Here is a 15,050-nt window from a genome sequence, read left to right as displayed (position 1 = left end):
CCTCTCCTGCTCGTTCCCCATAATAGCGGAGCCACGGCGGCGGGGCCAAGCTAGGGAGCGCTCTGGCAATTGTCAATCGTGTTGACAATTGCCGATATAGCCCATAGCGTCACCGTCAGGGAGGAACGCATGGTCGGCAATGCCGTGTTCCGCGTAGAGGGACTGAGGAAATCCTTTGGCCGCAACGAGGTGCTTGGCGGCGTCTCGCTCGAACTCCATGCCGGTGAAGTGACCGTCCTGATGGGTGCCAACGGTGCCGGCAAATCCACCCTCGTCAAGATCGTCAGCGGCGTCTACGAGCGCGACGGCGGCACCATGACCCTGGCCGGCCGGGACTTTGCGCCAGGAAGACCGGCGGAAGCGATCCGCGCTGGCGTCGTCACCGTTCACCAGAACATCAATGACGGTGTCGTCGCCGATCTCGACGTGGCCACCAACCTGACATTGGACAGGCTGAACGGCAGTGGCGCCCCGGTGCTCTTCAACCCGGTCCGTGTGCGTCGCGAGGCCAAGGCGGTTGCCGACCGCATGGACCTGGCGATCGACTTGAAGGCGCGCGTCAGCGATCTCTCGCTGGCCGATCGCCAGATGGTGGCGATTGCCCGCGCGCTGGCACATCAGCCGAAAGTGCTGATCCTCGACGAACCGACCTCATCGCTGTCGAGTGCCGAAGCCGATCGGCTTTTTGCGCTGGTCGACAGACTGCGCGCACAAGGCGTGGCGATCCTCTACATCTCGCACCGCATGTCCGATATCAGGCGGCTTGCCGACCGCATCGTCTCGATGCGCGACGGCGCCGTGTCCGGCGTCTTCGACAGGAAGCCGCTCGACTACGAAGGGGCGGTCAATGCTATGCTCGGCCGTAAGATCCACCTCGACCAGATCGTCGCCAGGCACTCGGCCAAGGCGGTGCTGACCGTCGAAGGCCTGCGCATCGCCCAAGGCGCCAGGCCGATCTCGCTGACCCTTGGCGACGGCGAGGTCGTTGCCGTAACCGGGCTGGTCGGCGTCGGCAAGACAGCGCTTGCCGAGACGCTGTTCGGCGTGCGCAGGCCGCTCGCCGGCACCATGACGATGAACGGCAAGCCCTACGCGCCGCGCTCGGCCGGCGATGCGATCGCGGCCGGTGTCTTCCTCGTCGCCAAGGATCGCGCCACCAGCGGCATCGTCGGCGGCTTCAACATCGAGCGCAATGTCAGCCTGCCGTTCCTGAGGCGGATGTCGAACCTGAGCGTGCTCAAGCGCCGCCTGGAACGCGCCACGGCGCGCCGCCAGATCCAGGAATTGGGCATCGTCTGCCGCTCCGAGAAGGACGAAATGTCGGCATTGTCCGGTGGCAACCAGCAGAAGGTGATGGTCGCCCGCTGGATGGCGCAGGATGCAAGCCTGTTCATTCTCGACGAGCCGTTTCAAGGCGTCGACATCTCGGCCAGGCGCGACATCGCCGCCAAGCTGAGGGCAAGCGCCAATGGCCGCGCGACGCTGTTGTTCGTGACCGAACTCGACGAGGCTCTTGAGACGGCCGACCGTATCCTGGTGATGTCGGAGCAGACCATCGTCGGCGAACATCGCAACGCGGACATCGATCTCGATCGCCTGCTGGCCGAGGTGGCCGGCGGGCTGCCGCACCGCGCGGCTTGACCGGCTGGAATTGAAGAACTGACGATGACAATTGGAATGGAGAGCATGGGTTCGAGTTGGGTAAAAACGGCAGCGGCGCGTGGGGGCGCTGAATGACGCAGCGCAACCACGCCATCCGCTACGGTTTCATCGTCCTGTTGTTCGGGCTCGTCGCTTATTTCGCGATCGCCGCCGACGGTTTCGTTTCGCCGCAAAGCGCGGTCTTCATCTTCCAGTCCGTCGCCATCACCGGCGTGCTGGCGCTTGGCGTCACCGCCACGCTGGTTGTTGGCGGCTTCGACCTGTCGATCGGTTCGGTCGCCACGTCAGCCATGATGGCTGCGGCCTATGTCATGGTGGTGCTGGAGCAGAATGCCGTCGTCGCTGTCATCGTCTGCCTGCTGATCGGCGTTATCGTTGGGCTCATCAATGGTTGGCTGATCGTCTATATGCGCGTGCCGGACCTGCTGGCGACGCTCGGCATGATGTTCTTGCTGGTCGGCCTGCAGCGCATTCCGACCGAAGGCCGCTCGATCGCCACCGGCATGACCATGCCCGACGGCTCGGTCGCCAACGGCAAGTTCGGCGAAGCGTTCCTGGCGCTCGGCCGCCACCGCTTCGACTTCTTTATTCCCAATCTGGTTCCCGTCTCGGTCGTCGTCCTGGCGGTGCTCGCGGTGCTGATCTGGTTCTTCCTCGAATACACCCGCTTCGGCCGCATGATGTATGCCGTCGGCTCCAATGAGCGCGCCGCCGAGCTCGCCGGCGCGCCTGTCAAGGCATACAAAATCTGGGCCTATATCATTTCAGGAGTTTTTGCCTCGATCGGCGGTATTTTGCTCGCCGCGCGGCTTGGACGCGGCGATATCGCCTCGGGTAATAATCTTCTGCTCGACGCCGTCGCCGCGGCGCTTATCGGCTACGCGGTTCTCGGCGCCGCCAAGCCGAACGCGTTCGGGACGGCCGTCGGCGCCGTCTTCGTCGGCGTCCTGCTGCAGGGCCTGACGATGATGAACGCGCCATACTACACGCAGGATTTCATCAAGGGCGCCGTTCTGGTCGTCGCCCTTGTCTTCACCTTCGCTCTTTCCGGCAGGGGCAGGACATAGATTTCGACCGGGTTGCATTTCAACAAGTGGAGGAAACGACGTGAACATCACAAGAAGACTTTTGGGCAAGGCAGCGCTCGGGCTCGCCGGCGCGGCGCTGCTGATGCAAGGGACGGCTCTGGCTGCCGATCGCCCGGCGCCATTCGACAAGCCTGGAGTCAAGATCGCTCTGGTGCGCTATCTCTCGACCGGTGACTTCTTCCAGGCCTATCTGTCCGGCGTCGAGGCGCAGGCCAAGGCCCTCGGCGTCGATCTGCGCGTGCTCGACAGCCGGCAGGATGCCGCCCTCCAGGCCGACATGGTCGACCAGGCCATCGCGCTTGGGGTGCAGGGCATCATCATCCAGCACGGCCTGACGGAATCGATGAAGGACGCCGCCCAGCGCGCGGTCGATGCCGGCATCAAGGTGGTCGCTTTCGACGTCAATGTCGAAAACCCCAAGATCCCGCAGATCGAGCAGTCAGACCGCGACCTCGCGCGCCTCGCGCTCGAGCAGGCGGTCAAGGATAATGGCGAGAGCTGGAAGGCCGGCTATGTCTATGTCGCGGGCATCGCCCCGCTCGACCGCCGCAACGAAACCTGGGTCGACGTGAAGAAGAAATACTCGGGCATCAACGAAGTCGCGATGTTCGGCACATTGGATAACCCGATCGCCAACTCGGTCGCCAACCAGGCGCGCTCGGTGCTGACCGCCCATCCCGACATCAAGGTGATGTTTGCTCCCTATGACGAGTTCGCCAAGGGCGTGAAGATCGCCGTCGACGAGGCGGGCCTGAATAAGGACATCAAGATCTATTCGGCCGACATCTCGACCTCGGACATTGCGGCGATGCGGGAGCCCGACAGCGCCTGGGCGGCAACCGCCGCCACCAACCCGGCCGTCGTGGGCCAGGTCTCGGTGCGCGCGCTGGCGCAGTTGCTCGCCGGTGAAGATCCCGGCCACAACGTCGTCGTGCCGCCGACGCTGATCACCCAGAAGGACCTCCTCGACAAGGACATCAAGAACATGGAGGACCTGTCGGCCAAGCTGCCGCAGTTCGCCCATGCCGATGTCGCCATGCCGGCCTGGATGCCGAACCCGAACGCGAAGTAGAGCGCAAGCCTGACAAAAAGCGAAAAGGGCGGCCACGAGCCGCCCCTTTCATATGGATGGTTGGCCTTGTTACAGCCAGTGTTCCGGATCGTGCATCCCGTGGACAATTGCCGCGACCAGAATGCCGTCCGGCTGTGGTTCATAGATGACTATATAGCGGCCTTCGATGAGCACGCGGGCCGTCGCGCTCAATTCTGGTCGGGCTGTGCCCATCTTGGGGTGCTGAGCCGCCAGCTTCAGTTTGTCAAAAATGCGCATGAGCAGCTTGTCCGCTGCCCTTTCATTATCGATTGCTATTGTGTGCCAGACATCTCGCAAATCCTGCGAGGCGCGCGGTGTGAGCTGATATCTAGCCACGCGCGCGGCGTTCTGCCTTCACACTGCGTAGGAATTCGGCCGGTTCGATGTCAACCGGCTTCCCGCTTGACATGCCCTCGGCATAGGCCCGTTTCAAGTGCTCGAGTTCCAAGGTACGCAACTCCTCGCGCTGTTCCCACAGACGCAGGGCGTCGCGGAGAATCTCGCTGTTGGAGGCGTACCCGCCGCCTTCAACAGCGCTTTGCAGGCGCGCGACCTGCTGCGCGGTGAGCGAGATGGTGAGGGTGCGCATAGGCTCGGTTTTCATGCCAATTATGTAGCGCACCTCACAAGAAATAACAATCCTTGTTAGGATACCTCCCATCGCGTCGTCCCATCTGCCCTCCGGCAGGGGCACAAGATAGAACTCCCGCTACCGCAGCGCCGCCGCGATATTGCCGCCGTCGACCGTCGTGACGTCGGCGGTGGTCCGGTCGGCCAACGCATGGTGCAGGAAGGCCTGGGCAACGTCTTGCGCCGTCACCTCCTGGCCGAGCAGATTGCCGGACATATATTCCTTCTCCGACACGCCGCGCGCGCCCGAACGGCTGGCGATCATGGCGTCGGTCAGCAACCCTGAGCGGATACGGTCGGCGTTGACCGCGTTGGAGCGGATGCCATGGGCGCCGTAGTCGAGCGCGTATTGCCTGGACAGGAACAGCGTCGCCGCCTTCGGCACGCCATAGGCGCCGAATTTCGGCCCCGGATTGACCGCCTGCTTGGAGGTGTTGAACAGGAGTGCGCCGCCGGTGCCCTGTTCCAGCATGATGCGCACCGCGTTCTGCGCCACCGACTGGTGGGCGAAGAAATTGAGCTCGAAGCTCTTGCGCAGCAGCGCGTCGTCAAGTTCGCCGATCCGGCCTTCCCAGGCGGCACCGGCGTTGGACACCAGGATGTCGACGCCGCCGAACACCGCCACCGCCTTGTCGAAGGCGGCGCGCACCTGCACCGGATCGGTGATGTCGGCTCCGACGCCGATCGAATTGTTGCCAGCCTTCTTTGCGGCGTCGGCCGCCTTTTCGGCGTCGAGATCGACGACAACCGCATGAGCGCCATTGTCGGCGAACAGCTTGGCGGTCGCAGCCCCGATCGCACCGGCGCCGCCGGTGATCAGCACGACCTGGCCGGTCAGCGGCTTCGGCTTGTTGGAGGCGAGTTTGGCCTGTTCCAGCGACCAGTATTCGAGCGGGAACAGGTCGGCCTTGGAAAGCGGATGAAAACGGCCGACGGCCTCCGCGCCGCGCACCGCCTCGATCCACATTTCGCCGACGTCGGAAGCGATCCTGGCATCCTTCAGCGTGCGGCCATGGCCGAACATGCCGAGCCCCGGCACCAGCGTCAGCCGCGGCATCGGGTCGAGCATGGTGCGTTTGACGTCGTCGAGCGCGTCATTGGTCTCGAAATAGGCACGGTATTCCTTGGCGAAGACGTCGACATGGCTCTTGATGACGGTCTTGTAGTCGCCGACCTTGCCCGCATCGGGCGCCGGCACCGCCATCGGCCCGGTCTTGATGCGGATCGACAGGTCCGGCGTCGACACGCCGCGTGCGGCATAGTCGGCGATCTCGGCCGAATTGATGAAATCGACGATCGCGTCCGAGGTGCGGAAATCGCTGATCATGCGGTCGAAGCGGCCTTCGCCGCGCGCCACCGCCACGGCGCCGCGCAACATAGGAGCGATGGAAGCCGGCGTCGCGAGCTTCGCCGGCAGCGCGGCCTTTGCCGCCTTGGGCTTGGCATGCCTGGCAACATACTCCTCGGCCACATTCACATAATGGATCATCCGATCGTAGGCCTGCTTGGCGTCGTCGCCGAAGGTGAAGATGCCGTGCTTGTCGAGGATCAGTCCTTCCACATCAGGGTCGGCATCGAAGACATCGGCCGCCGCCTTCGCGAGGTCGAAGCCCGGCATGATGTAGGGCACGTAACCCATCTTGGCCCCGAACACCGTCTTCACCAGCGGCTTGCTGTCTTCCTGGTCGACGATCGCCAGGATGGCGGTCGAGTGCGTGTGGTCGACGAATTTGTGCGGCAGGAAAGCATGCAGCAATGTCTCGACCGAAGGGTTGGGCGAGGACGGATCGATGAGGTTCGCCCGCTGCAGCGCAACCATGTCCTCGTCGGAGAGCTTGTCCAGCGCGCGCGCCTTGATGAGCGCGCCCATCTTCACCGCCGGCAGGCCCTGCGGCTCGATGACGGCCATGTCCCAGCCGCTGCCTTTGACGCACAGCACGTCCCATTCGTCGCCGACGAGGTCGGTCGCCTTGGTCTTGCAGGAGGTGTTGCCCCCGCCATGCAGCACCAGTCGCGGTTCGCCGCCCAGCAGGCGCGTCGTGTAGACGCGTAGCGCGAGGTCGCGTCCGACGCCTTTCTTTGCATAGTCGGCAACCATCTTCTCCGCGTCGCCGTCGTTCCACAGGTTCTTCATTAGCTTCGTCCAGTTGCTGTCATAATGGTGAAACAGGAGTGCCGCGACGCCTCGATGACGGCCGCGGCAGGAGTGGTCTCTTTTCTAGGATGCCTTTCTGGCTACCGCTCCGGCATGATCCAGAAGCCGCTGCGCCATATCGGCGCCGACCACCAGATGCGTGCAAAGGCCGCCGGCAATCGCAGCGAGCAGGGGTTCGAACTTGCTGTTCTCCTGCACCACCATCAGCCGCTTCTGAATGGCGCGCAGCGAGGAAAGCTCCGCCGAGATCACCCGCCGGTTGTAGCCGCAGTCGAGCACCTTGCCCTCGGCATCGATGATCTGCCCGGCAATGACGCCGGCCGCGCCCGCCTTGCGCAGGTCGGCCATTTCGTCTGATGTCAGCGCGCCGCATTTGACCAGATGGCTGTCGGCATCGACGGCGCCGACCGAATACAGCGCCAGATCGCATTCGTGGATGCTCGACAGCTGTTCGCGGATTACAGGCTCGGCCCGCAGGCCGCGCGCCAGCTCTTCGGTGGTCAGCACGAGCGGCGCGTAGAAATTGATGCCCTTGGCGTTGAGCCGCCGGGCGATCTCCATCGTGCACTGGTCCGGACGATAGGAGTAGGGCGCGCCGAGATTGCCGCAGAGCTGCACCACGGTGACATCCTGAAGATCGGCGTAGGACATGATGTCGGCGATCATGTACACGGTGCGCCCCCAGGCGACGCCAATGCGGTCGCCCTTTTTCACCAGTTCGAGAAAGACGCTCGCCGCCAGCACCGCGATGTCGGTGGCGGGATCGGCGATATGGCCGTTTTCCGGCGCGATCCAGACCGCGTCCAATTCCAATGCGTCTTCCAGCTTGCGCGCCATGACGTCGTCGGTGAAAAGCTGGGTCGAGGTCGAGATGTTGACGATGCCGGTCTCGCGCGCCTTGCGCAGATACATGGCAACCGAGGCGCGGGAAATGTTAAGCTGGCTCGCCACCTGGTCCTGGCGCAAGCCATGCGCATAATAGAGCCAGGCGGCCTTGTGTATAAGTTGTTCTGCCGGTCGGATCGCCATGCCTTCTCCTCGGCTGACATTAGTCACGGCTCTCGACAAAAGTCAAACCTCGCGGAGGTACGCGATGCCTTTACGCGCGCCAAATCTAGATCATCATTGCGCCAGACGCGCCCTGTCGTGGCATCGTTGCTGGTGACGCGGCCCGAGCCTGTGGTTAGAACTTGTCGGCAAAAGGACATTCGGGGAGGACAGGATGGGCAATCCTTACGAACAGGATCTCGACAGGAACGCTGCTAACCATCAGCCGCTGACGCCGCTCACCTATCTGGAGCGGGCGGCCAAGACCTATCCCGATCATGTCGCCATCATCCATGGCCGGCAGCGCGTGACGTATCGCGATTTCTGGCGGCGTTCGCTGCGGCTCGCCTCGGCGCTCTCCAGGCGCGGCATCGGCAAGGGCGACACGGTGACGGTGATGCTGTCGAACACGCCGCCGATGCTGGAGGCGCATTTCGGCGTACCGATGACCAAGGCGGTGCTGCATTCGCTCAACACCCGCCTCGACGCCGCCGTGATCGCTTTCCAGCTCGACCATGCCGGGACCAGGGTGCTCATCGTCGATCGCGAATTCTCCGGAGTGGTTCGGCAAGCGCTCGATCTGGCCAAGGTGAAGCCCCTGGTCATCGACTATGACGATCCCGACTACGCCGCGGACGCTCCCTATCCGAAGGGCGGTCGCATTGGCACTCTTGATTACGAGGCCTTCGTCGCCGAGGGCGACGGGAATTTCGCCTGGTCGATGCCCGACGACGAGTGGGACGCCATTTCGCTCAACTACACCTCGGGCACGACAGGCAACCCGAAAGGCGTCGTTTATCATCATCGGGGTGCTGCGCTGATGGCCTACGCCAACACCGTCCATGCCGGCATGGCCAAGCACGCGGTCTATCTGTGGACACTGCCGATGTTCCACTGCAATGGCTGGTGCTTTCCGTGGACCTTGGCCGTCCAGGCCGGCACCCATGTCTGTCTGCGCTGGGTTCGGCCGAAGCAGATCTACGATGCCATCGCCGACCATGGCGTCACCCATCTGTGCGGCGCGCCGATCGTCATGTCGGTGCTGATCAACGCCAGGGATGAGGACAAGCGCCAGTTCCCGCAAGCCGTCACCTTCAACACGGCCGCCGCGCCGCCGCCGGAAGCGGTGCTCACCGGCATGGCCGATGCCGGCTTCGCCGTCACGCATCTCTACGGCCTGACCGAGACCTACGGCCCGGCGGTGGTCAACGAATGGCACAATGAATGGGATCATCTTGAGAAGGGGCAGAGGGCCACGAGGAAGGCCAGGCAAGGCGTGCGCTACGCCGCGCTCGAAGGCCTCACGGTGATGGATCCCGAAACGATGACGCAGACGCCCGCCGACGGCAAGACCATCGGCGAGGTCATGTTCCGCGGCAACATCGTCATGAAAGGCTATCTCAGGAACCGCAAGGCGACCGACGAGGCGTTCGCCGGCGGCTGGTTCCACTCCGGCGATCTCGGCGTCATGCATCCGGATGGATATATCCAGCTCAAGGACCGCTCCAAGGACATCATCATTTCGGGCGGCGAGAACATTTCCTCGATCGAGGTCGAGGACGCGCTCTACAAGCACCCGTCCGTTGCGTCTTGCGGCGTGGTGGCGCGGGCGGACGAGAAATGGGGCGAGGTGCCGGTCGCCTATGTCGAGCTGAAGCCCGGCAAGACAGCGACCGAAGCCGAGATCATCGAGCATTGCCGCGCGCTGCTTGCCCGCTTCAAGCTGCCGAAAGCGGTGGTGTTCGCCGAGATCCCCAAGACCTCGACGGGGAAGATCCAGAAATTCCGGCTGAGGGAGATGGCGAAGGAGGCGTAGCGGACGCTGGCGCTTTGCGGTGACTTCGACAGGTTTCCTAGGCGCCTCGCGACTTCGTCATCCTAGGGTCTGCGCCGCGTCGCTACGCTCCTTGCTCCGCCCTAGGATGACGAACTCATAAAGTCGTCCGCCAGTCGCCGTGCCGCTTATCGCGCGCCGCCAACTGTCACCATCTGTCACCAATTATACGCGTACGTCGATTTCGCGTTGACATCTCATCCTCTACGATTTACGAGTGACGAAAATTAAAATTCATCACTAGTAAATCGAAAGAGGCTATGTCCGAAACCGCCAACCTCGTCGCCGATGCCGCCCGCCAGGAGAATGTGACGCGCATTCTCGATTGCGCCGAGCGCCTGTTCCGGCACTATGGCTACGGCAAGACCAATGTCGCCGACATTGCCCGCGAACTCGGCATGTCGCCAGCCAACATCTATCGCTTCTTTGCTTCCAAGGTCGAAATCCACCAGGCGGTCTGCGGCCGGATGCTCGGGGCCAGCTACAGGATGGCCTACGAGATCATGCATTTGCCGATCAGCGCCGAGGAACGGCTGCGGCGCTACGTGCACGCGCAGTACAAGATGACCATGGAGGTCATGCTCGACGACCAGAAGGTCCATGAGATGGTCATCGTCGCGCTCGAGCGCGATTGGGGCGTCATCGACAAGCATGTCGACAGTATCCACGATCTTTTTGCCGAGGTGATCCGCGAGGGCATCGCGGCCGGCGAATTCAGGGAGCAGGATCCGGTGATTGCGTCGCGCTGCTTCGGCGCGGCCACGGTCATTTTGTGCCACCCGCAGATGGTGGCCCAGTGTCTTGCCAAGACCAACCGGGCAATGCCCGACGACCTCATCGACTATGCGATCAAGGCCTTGAAGAAGTAGCCGCCGCCCGCCGGGCGTCGGCAATGACAATCAATCTCCAGTTTGGGAGTGCTAAGGTGTCTTCGTCCAATTCCATTATCCGCTGGCTGCCGGTTGCCGGCCTGATCGTCGCGGCGCTCGGCCTTGCCGGCTGTTCCCAGGAGAAGGCGGAGGTCAAGGATATCATCCGCCCCGTCAAGGTCGTCGAGATCGGCGCGGCGCAGACCACCCGCCAGCTCGATTATTCCGGTTCGGTGCGTGCCCGCACCGAGATGAATCTCGGCTTCCGCGTTGCCGGCAAGGTCACCGAGAGGCTCGTCGACATCGGCCAGCATGTCACCTCGGGCGACGTCCTCGCCCGCATCGATCCCTCCGATTACGAGCTTTCGGTCAAGAGCGCCGCGGCAAGCCTTGATGCCGCCGAGCGCCAGGTCGAGACGGTGGATCTCGCCAGGAAGCGCGCCGAGCAGCTTTATGCCAAGAATTTCGCGCCGAAATCGCAGCTGGAGCAGGCGACGCTTACCTACAACCAGGCGGTCGCGACGCGCGATGCCGCCCGCTCGACCCTCGCCCAGGCTCAGAACCAGGTCCACTATACCGATCTCAAGGCGAGCGAGAACGGCATCGTCACCGCGGTCAGTGCCGATGTCGGCCAGGTGGTCGGTGCCGGCACGCCCGTGATGACGGTTGCCGTCGATGGCGAGAAGGAAGTGCTGATCGCGGTGCCGGAAATGGATATTGCCGGCTTCAGGCCGGGCAAGGAGGTCAAGGCAAGCTTCTGGGCGGACGATGCGCTGACGCTTGCCGGCAAGGTCCGCGAAGTTGCCGGCAGCGCCGACCCGCAGTCGCGTACCTTCGCCGTTCGCGTCTCGCTCCCCAACGACCCGCGCGTGCTGCTCGGCATGACCGCCAACGTGCAGGCGACGGTCGACAGCAGGACCCAGCTGGTCTCGATCCCGCTCAGCGCCTTGGCTGAAAAGGACGGCCAGAAGATCGTCTGGGCCGTCGACCGCGGCAGCGACACCGTGCATTCGCGCCCGGTCAAGATCGCGAACTTCACCGCCGATGGCGTCGCGGTTGCCGACGGCCTCAAGCAGGGCGACGTCGTGGTTGCCGCTGGCACCCAGTTCATGACCGACAATCTGAAGGTCAAGCTGTCCGGTGACAGTCTCCAGCAGTCCGCCTCGGCGGCGGAAGACGCTGCCACCAGCAGCCTGCGCTGACAGCCAGGCACAACAGAACCCTTCCCTGTCTTGGCGGCGCGAGCCGCAAGACCGGGCAGGCCATGGTTTCCGGGCGGCAGGCGCCCGATCGTCGAGACGCCGGCAAGATGGCTCCCCCGCATCATTGTCGCGTCACATGCGATGCGAGTCTCTCCGCTTGAGGGAGCCTCGCCGCCCGGAAGCCAGACGAAGAACGCATGAACGGCATGATGAACCTGCCTTGCAGATCAATTGGACTGGACTGGCGCCATGACCACCGACAGCAACACTGAAAAGCGGCCTTTCAACCTCTCGCGTTGGGCGATCGGGCATCCGAGCATCGCACGTTTCCTGTTCGGCCTGATCATCCTTGCCGGCGCGCTCGGCCTGATGCGCATGGGCCAGAAGGAAGATCCCGATTTCACCTTCCGCGTCATGGTCGTGCAGGCGATCTGGCCGGGTTCTTCGATTCAGGAGATGGAAGACCAGGTCGTCAACAAGATCGAACGCAAGCTGCAGGAAACGCCGCATCTCGACTTCGTGCGCTCCTATACGCGCGCCGGCAGCGCCATCATCACCGTGCAGATCAAGGGCGACACCAATGCGGCCCAGGTCAACGACGCCTTCTATCAGGTGCGCAAGAAGGTCGGCGACATAGCAGGCGATCTGCCGCAAGGCCTGCTCGGCCCCTATTTCAACGATGAATTCGGCGACACCTTCATCACCTTGCATTCCATCAGCGGCGATGGCTTCAGCTATCCCGAATTGAAGAAGTTCGCCATTCAGGCCCGCGACATGCTGCTGACGACGCCCGGCGTCGAAAAGGCGGTCATCATCGGCGACCAGCCCGAGAAGATCTATATCGACGTCTCGTCCAAGGCGCTGGCCGAGCGCGGCCTGACGCTGACCGACCTGCAGAACGCGATCAAGGGACAGAACAATGTCGACCCGGCGGGCTCGGTCGACACCGGCCTGCGTTCGGTCCGCATTTCGGTCGAGGGCGACGTCACCAGGGCGGCCGACATTCGCGAGCTGCGCTTGCGCGCCGGCAACCAGATAACGCGTCTTGGCGATATCGCGACCGTGAGTTCGGGGCTGGAGAATCCCTTCGAGCGCAAGTACCGGTTCAACGGCCACGAGAGCGTCCAGCTCGGTGTCGTCATGGCCAAGGGCTTCAACGTCACCGATGTCGGCAAGGACGTCGAGGCGACCTACAAGCGATTCGAGGAGGCGCTGCCCTATGGCGTCTCCGTCGACCAGATATCGGACCAGCCCGAGGTCGTCAGGGACGCTGTCAGCGAGTTCATGCATGCGCTCGGCGAAGCGCTGCTGATCGTGCTCGTCGTCTCGTTCCTGTCGATCGGCTGGCGCTCCGGACTTGTCATTGCCATCGCCATTCCGCTGGTCCTGGCCGCCACCTTCGCCATCATGTACGAGATCGGCATCGACCTGCAGCGCATTTCGCTCGGCGCCTTGATCATAGCGCTCGGCCTGCTTGTCGACGACGCCATGATCGTCGTCGAGATGATGGAACGCAAGCTGGAGGAGGGGCTGGTCAAGATCGAGGCGGCGGGTTTCGCCTATTCCTCGACCGCCTTCCCGATGCTGACCGGCACTCTGATCACCACCGCCGGCTTCATTCCGGTCGGCTTCGCCGCCTCCACCGCCGGCGAATATGTCCGCACACTGTTTTACGTCGTCGGCATCGCGCTCGTCGTGTCCTGGTTCGTGGCGGTCTATTTCACGCCATGGCTGGGCTATATGATCCTCAAGCAGCGCAAGCATGCCGGTTCCCATCACGACGTCTTCGACACCAGCTTCTATCGCCGGCTTCGCTCGACCGTTACCTGGGCCGTTCGCCATCGCATCATCGTGCTGACGATGACGCTGGTGACCTTCGCCACCAGCCTGTGGGCCTTCCAGTTCATTCCGCAGAACTTCTTCCCGCAATCGTCGCGCCCGGAAATCCTCGTCGATCTCTGGCTGCCGGAAGGCACCAGCATCAAGGAAGTCGAAACGCAGGCCAAGGCGCTGGAAGCCAAGATGATGGACGACAAGGACAAGCGCTTCATCGCCACCTACATCGGCGAAGGCGCGCCGCGCTTCTTCCTGCCGCTGGACCAGCAGCTCAGGAATCCTAACTTCGCCCAGCTTCTTGTGATGGCCAATGACGAGCCGGCGCGCGAGCGGCTGATCGTCAAGCTGCGCACCATCCTGGCGCAGGACTTCCCCTCCATCCGCGGCAAGGTCGATCGCTTGTTCCTCGGCCCGCCGACAGGCTGGCCGGTGCAGATGCGCGTCATGGGCCCGGACCGCCAGGAAGTGCGGCGCATTGCCGACCAGGTGAAGGCGAAATTCCAGGCCAACCCGCTGCTCGGCGCCGTCCATGACGACTGGCTGGAACCTGTGCCGGCGATGAAGCTGGTCATCGACCAGGACCGCGCCCGTGCGCTGGGCGTCACCTCGCAGCGCATCCGCCAGATGCTGCAGGCCTCCATGTCCGGCGCGCCGCTGGGCGACTTCCGCGACGGCGAAGAAACGGTGTCCATCGTCGCCCGCGAGCCGGATGCCAGCCGCGCCCTGCTCTCCTCGGTCGATTCCATCTACATCCCGACCGATTTCGGTGGCTTCGTGCCGCTGTCGCAGGTGGCCAAGGTTGTGCCGGTGCTGGAGCAAGGCGTCGAGTGGCGGCGCGACCGCTTGCCGACCATCAGCGTGCGGGCGACCTTGCCCGACGGCGTGCAGTCCAACGACGTCGTCACCAAGATGTACAACGACATGAAGGATCTGCGCGACGGGCTTGCGCCCGGCTACAAGATCGAGATCCAGGGCGGTGCGGAGGATTCGGCGGAAAGCCAGGCTTCCATCGCCGCCAAGGCGCCGATCATGCTGGCCGTCATCGTCATACTGCTGATGGTCCAGCTGCAGCATTTCGGCAAGGCGATGCTGGTGCTGGCCACCGGTCCGCTCGGCATCATCGGTGCGGCCGCGGCCCTTTTGATCAGCGGGGCGCCGTTCGGCTTCGTCGCCATCCTCGGCGTTATCGCGCTGCTCGGCATCATCATGCGAAACTCCATCATCCTCGTCGACCAGATCGACCAGGACATCGCGAAAGGCATGGAACGCTCCGAAGCGATCATCGGTTCGGCTGTGCGCCGTTTCCGGCCGATCGTGTTGACGGCAATGACCGCGGTGCTGGCGCTGATCCCGATCTCGCGCGGCGTGTTCTGGGGACCGCTCGCCTACGCCATGATGGGCGGCATTCTGGTTGCAACCGTGCTCACCATCCTGGTGCTACCCGCTGGCTACGCCCTGTTCTTCGGCCGTGAGCGCAAGAAGGTGCCGACCGACGAACAGACGCCCGAACCGGAAACCGTCGAAGGTGTCGAGAGGCCGCAACTCGCCTTGGCGGCTGAATGAACGAAATCGGCCGGTCTCATTTGAGACCGGCCGATTTCTGTTCTTGCGGAGCCGAAGGCCGCTTGCCCGTC

At 63.4% G+C, this 15,050-nt stretch carries 11 protein-coding genes; 7 read left to right on the top strand and 4 right to left on the bottom strand.

Annotation, left to right across the window (positions count from 1 at the left end; translation table 11 throughout):
- Positions 1-129: 129 nt before the first annotated feature.
- The 3 genes from LB533_RS06045 to LB533_RS06035 all read left to right on the top strand — a co-directional run bounded on the left by LB533_RS06045 (position 130) and on the right by LB533_RS06035 (position 3,822).
- A complete protein-coding gene (locus LB533_RS06045) occupies positions 130-1,641 on the top strand; it encodes a sugar ABC transporter ATP-binding protein (RefSeq protein ID WP_224676987.1) in 1,512 nt (503 codons plus the stop codon).
- Positions 1,642-1,733: 92 nt separating this feature from the next.
- Positions 1,734-2,729, top strand: coding sequence for an ABC transporter permease (locus LB533_RS06040; protein WP_140551153.1), 996 nt, complete (start codon positions 1,734-1,736; stop codon positions 2,727-2,729).
- Between the two features lie 40 nt (positions 2,730-2,769).
- Complete coding sequence (locus LB533_RS06035) at positions 2,770-3,822, top strand: substrate-binding domain-containing protein (protein ID WP_140520874.1); 1,053 nt, start codon at positions 2,770-2,772, stop codon at positions 3,820-3,822.
- Between the two features lie 69 nt (positions 3,823-3,891).
- On the opposite strand, the gene LB533_RS06030 is transcribed toward LB533_RS06035, so the two are convergent.
- The 4 genes from LB533_RS06030 to LB533_RS06015 form a co-directional block, all read right to left on the bottom strand.
- Positions 3,892-4,179: a type II toxin-antitoxin system RelE/ParE family toxin gene (locus LB533_RS06030; RefSeq protein WP_224676866.1), complete on the bottom strand. Its 288-nt coding sequence runs from the start codon at positions 4,177-4,179 to the stop codon at positions 3,892-3,894.
- On the bottom strand, positions 4,172-4,432 hold the full coding sequence (locus LB533_RS06025; RefSeq protein ID WP_181169299.1) for a type II toxin-antitoxin system ParD family antitoxin: 261 nt from the start codon (positions 4,430-4,432) through the stop codon (positions 4,172-4,174). Before LB533_RS06025 ends, LB533_RS06030 begins: the two co-directional genes overlap by 8 nt.
- A 120-nt stretch (positions 4,433-4,552) precedes the next feature.
- Positions 4,553-6,607, bottom strand: coding sequence for a bifunctional aldolase/short-chain dehydrogenase (locus LB533_RS06020; protein WP_224676865.1), 2,055 nt, complete (start codon positions 6,605-6,607; stop codon positions 4,553-4,555).
- Between the two features lie 84 nt (positions 6,608-6,691).
- Positions 6,692-7,657 carry a sugar-binding transcriptional regulator gene (locus tag LB533_RS06015; RefSeq protein ID WP_224676864.1) on the bottom strand — a complete coding sequence of 322 codons (966 nt, stop codon included), beginning with the start codon at positions 7,655-7,657 and terminating at the stop codon, positions 6,692-6,694.
- A gap of 193 nt (positions 7,658-7,850) precedes the next feature.
- Here LB533_RS06015 and LB533_RS06010 point away from each other — a divergent pair, with 193 nt between their 5' ends.
- The 4 genes from LB533_RS06010 (at position 7,851) to LB533_RS05995 (ending at position 14,979) form a co-directional block, all read left to right on the top strand.
- Positions 7,851-9,491 carry an acyl-CoA synthetase gene (locus LB533_RS06010; RefSeq protein ID WP_224676863.1) on the top strand — a complete coding sequence of 547 codons (1,641 nt, stop codon included), beginning with the start codon at positions 7,851-7,853 and terminating at the stop codon, positions 9,489-9,491.
- 278 nt (positions 9,492-9,769) lie between these two features.
- A complete protein-coding gene (locus LB533_RS06005; protein WP_140497843.1) occupies positions 9,770-10,378 on the top strand; it encodes a TetR family transcriptional regulator in 609 nt (202 codons plus the stop codon).
- Positions 10,379-10,434: 56 nt separating this feature from the next.
- Positions 10,435-11,580 carry an efflux RND transporter periplasmic adaptor subunit gene (locus tag LB533_RS06000; RefSeq protein WP_140638569.1) on the top strand — a complete coding sequence of 382 codons (1,146 nt, stop codon included), beginning with the start codon at positions 10,435-10,437 and terminating at the stop codon, positions 11,578-11,580.
- Positions 11,581-11,829: 249 nt separating this feature from the next.
- Positions 11,830-14,979 carry an efflux RND transporter permease subunit gene (locus LB533_RS05995; RefSeq protein WP_140638570.1) on the top strand — a complete coding sequence of 1,050 codons (3,150 nt, stop codon included), beginning with the start codon at positions 11,830-11,832 and terminating at the stop codon, positions 14,977-14,979.
- Positions 14,980-15,050: the final 71 nt, after the last annotated feature.

Origin of the sequence: Mesorhizobium sp. BR1-1-13, from assembly GCF_020165515.1 — a bacterium.
Lineage (GTDB): Bacteria > Pseudomonadota > Alphaproteobacteria > Rhizobiales > Rhizobiaceae > Mesorhizobium.
This window is presented reverse-complemented; position numbering and strand designations above follow the sequence as displayed.

What these genes read in the sequence shown, in the direction of transcription:
- LB533_RS06020 (WP_224676865.1), bottom strand. Translation starts at nt 6,607, where the DNA reads ATGAAGAACCTGTGGAACGACGGCGACGCGGAGAAGATGGTTGCCGAC.
- LB533_RS06025 (WP_181169299.1), bottom strand. Translation starts at nt 4,432, where the DNA reads ATGCGCACCCTCACCATCTCGCTCACCGCGCAGCAGGTCGCGCGCCTG.
- LB533_RS06005 (WP_140497843.1), top strand. Translation starts at nt 9,770, where the DNA reads ATGTCCGAAACCGCCAACCTCGTCGCCGATGCCGCCCGCCAGGAGAAT.
- LB533_RS06015 (WP_224676864.1), bottom strand. Translation starts at nt 7,657, where the DNA reads ATGGCGATCCGACCGGCAGAACAACTTATACACAAGGCCGCCTGGCTC.
- LB533_RS06045 (WP_224676987.1), top strand. Translation starts at nt 130, where the DNA reads ATGGTCGGCAATGCCGTGTTCCGCGTAGAGGGACTGAGGAAATCCTTT.
- LB533_RS06010 (WP_224676863.1), top strand. Translation starts at nt 7,851, where the DNA reads ATGGGCAATCCTTACGAACAGGATCTCGACAGGAACGCTGCTAACCAT.
- LB533_RS05995 (WP_140638570.1), top strand. Translation starts at nt 11,830, where the DNA reads ATGACCACCGACAGCAACACTGAAAAGCGGCCTTTCAACCTCTCGCGT.
- LB533_RS06040 (WP_140551153.1), top strand. Translation starts at nt 1,734, where the DNA reads ATGACGCAGCGCAACCACGCCATCCGCTACGGTTTCATCGTCCTGTTG.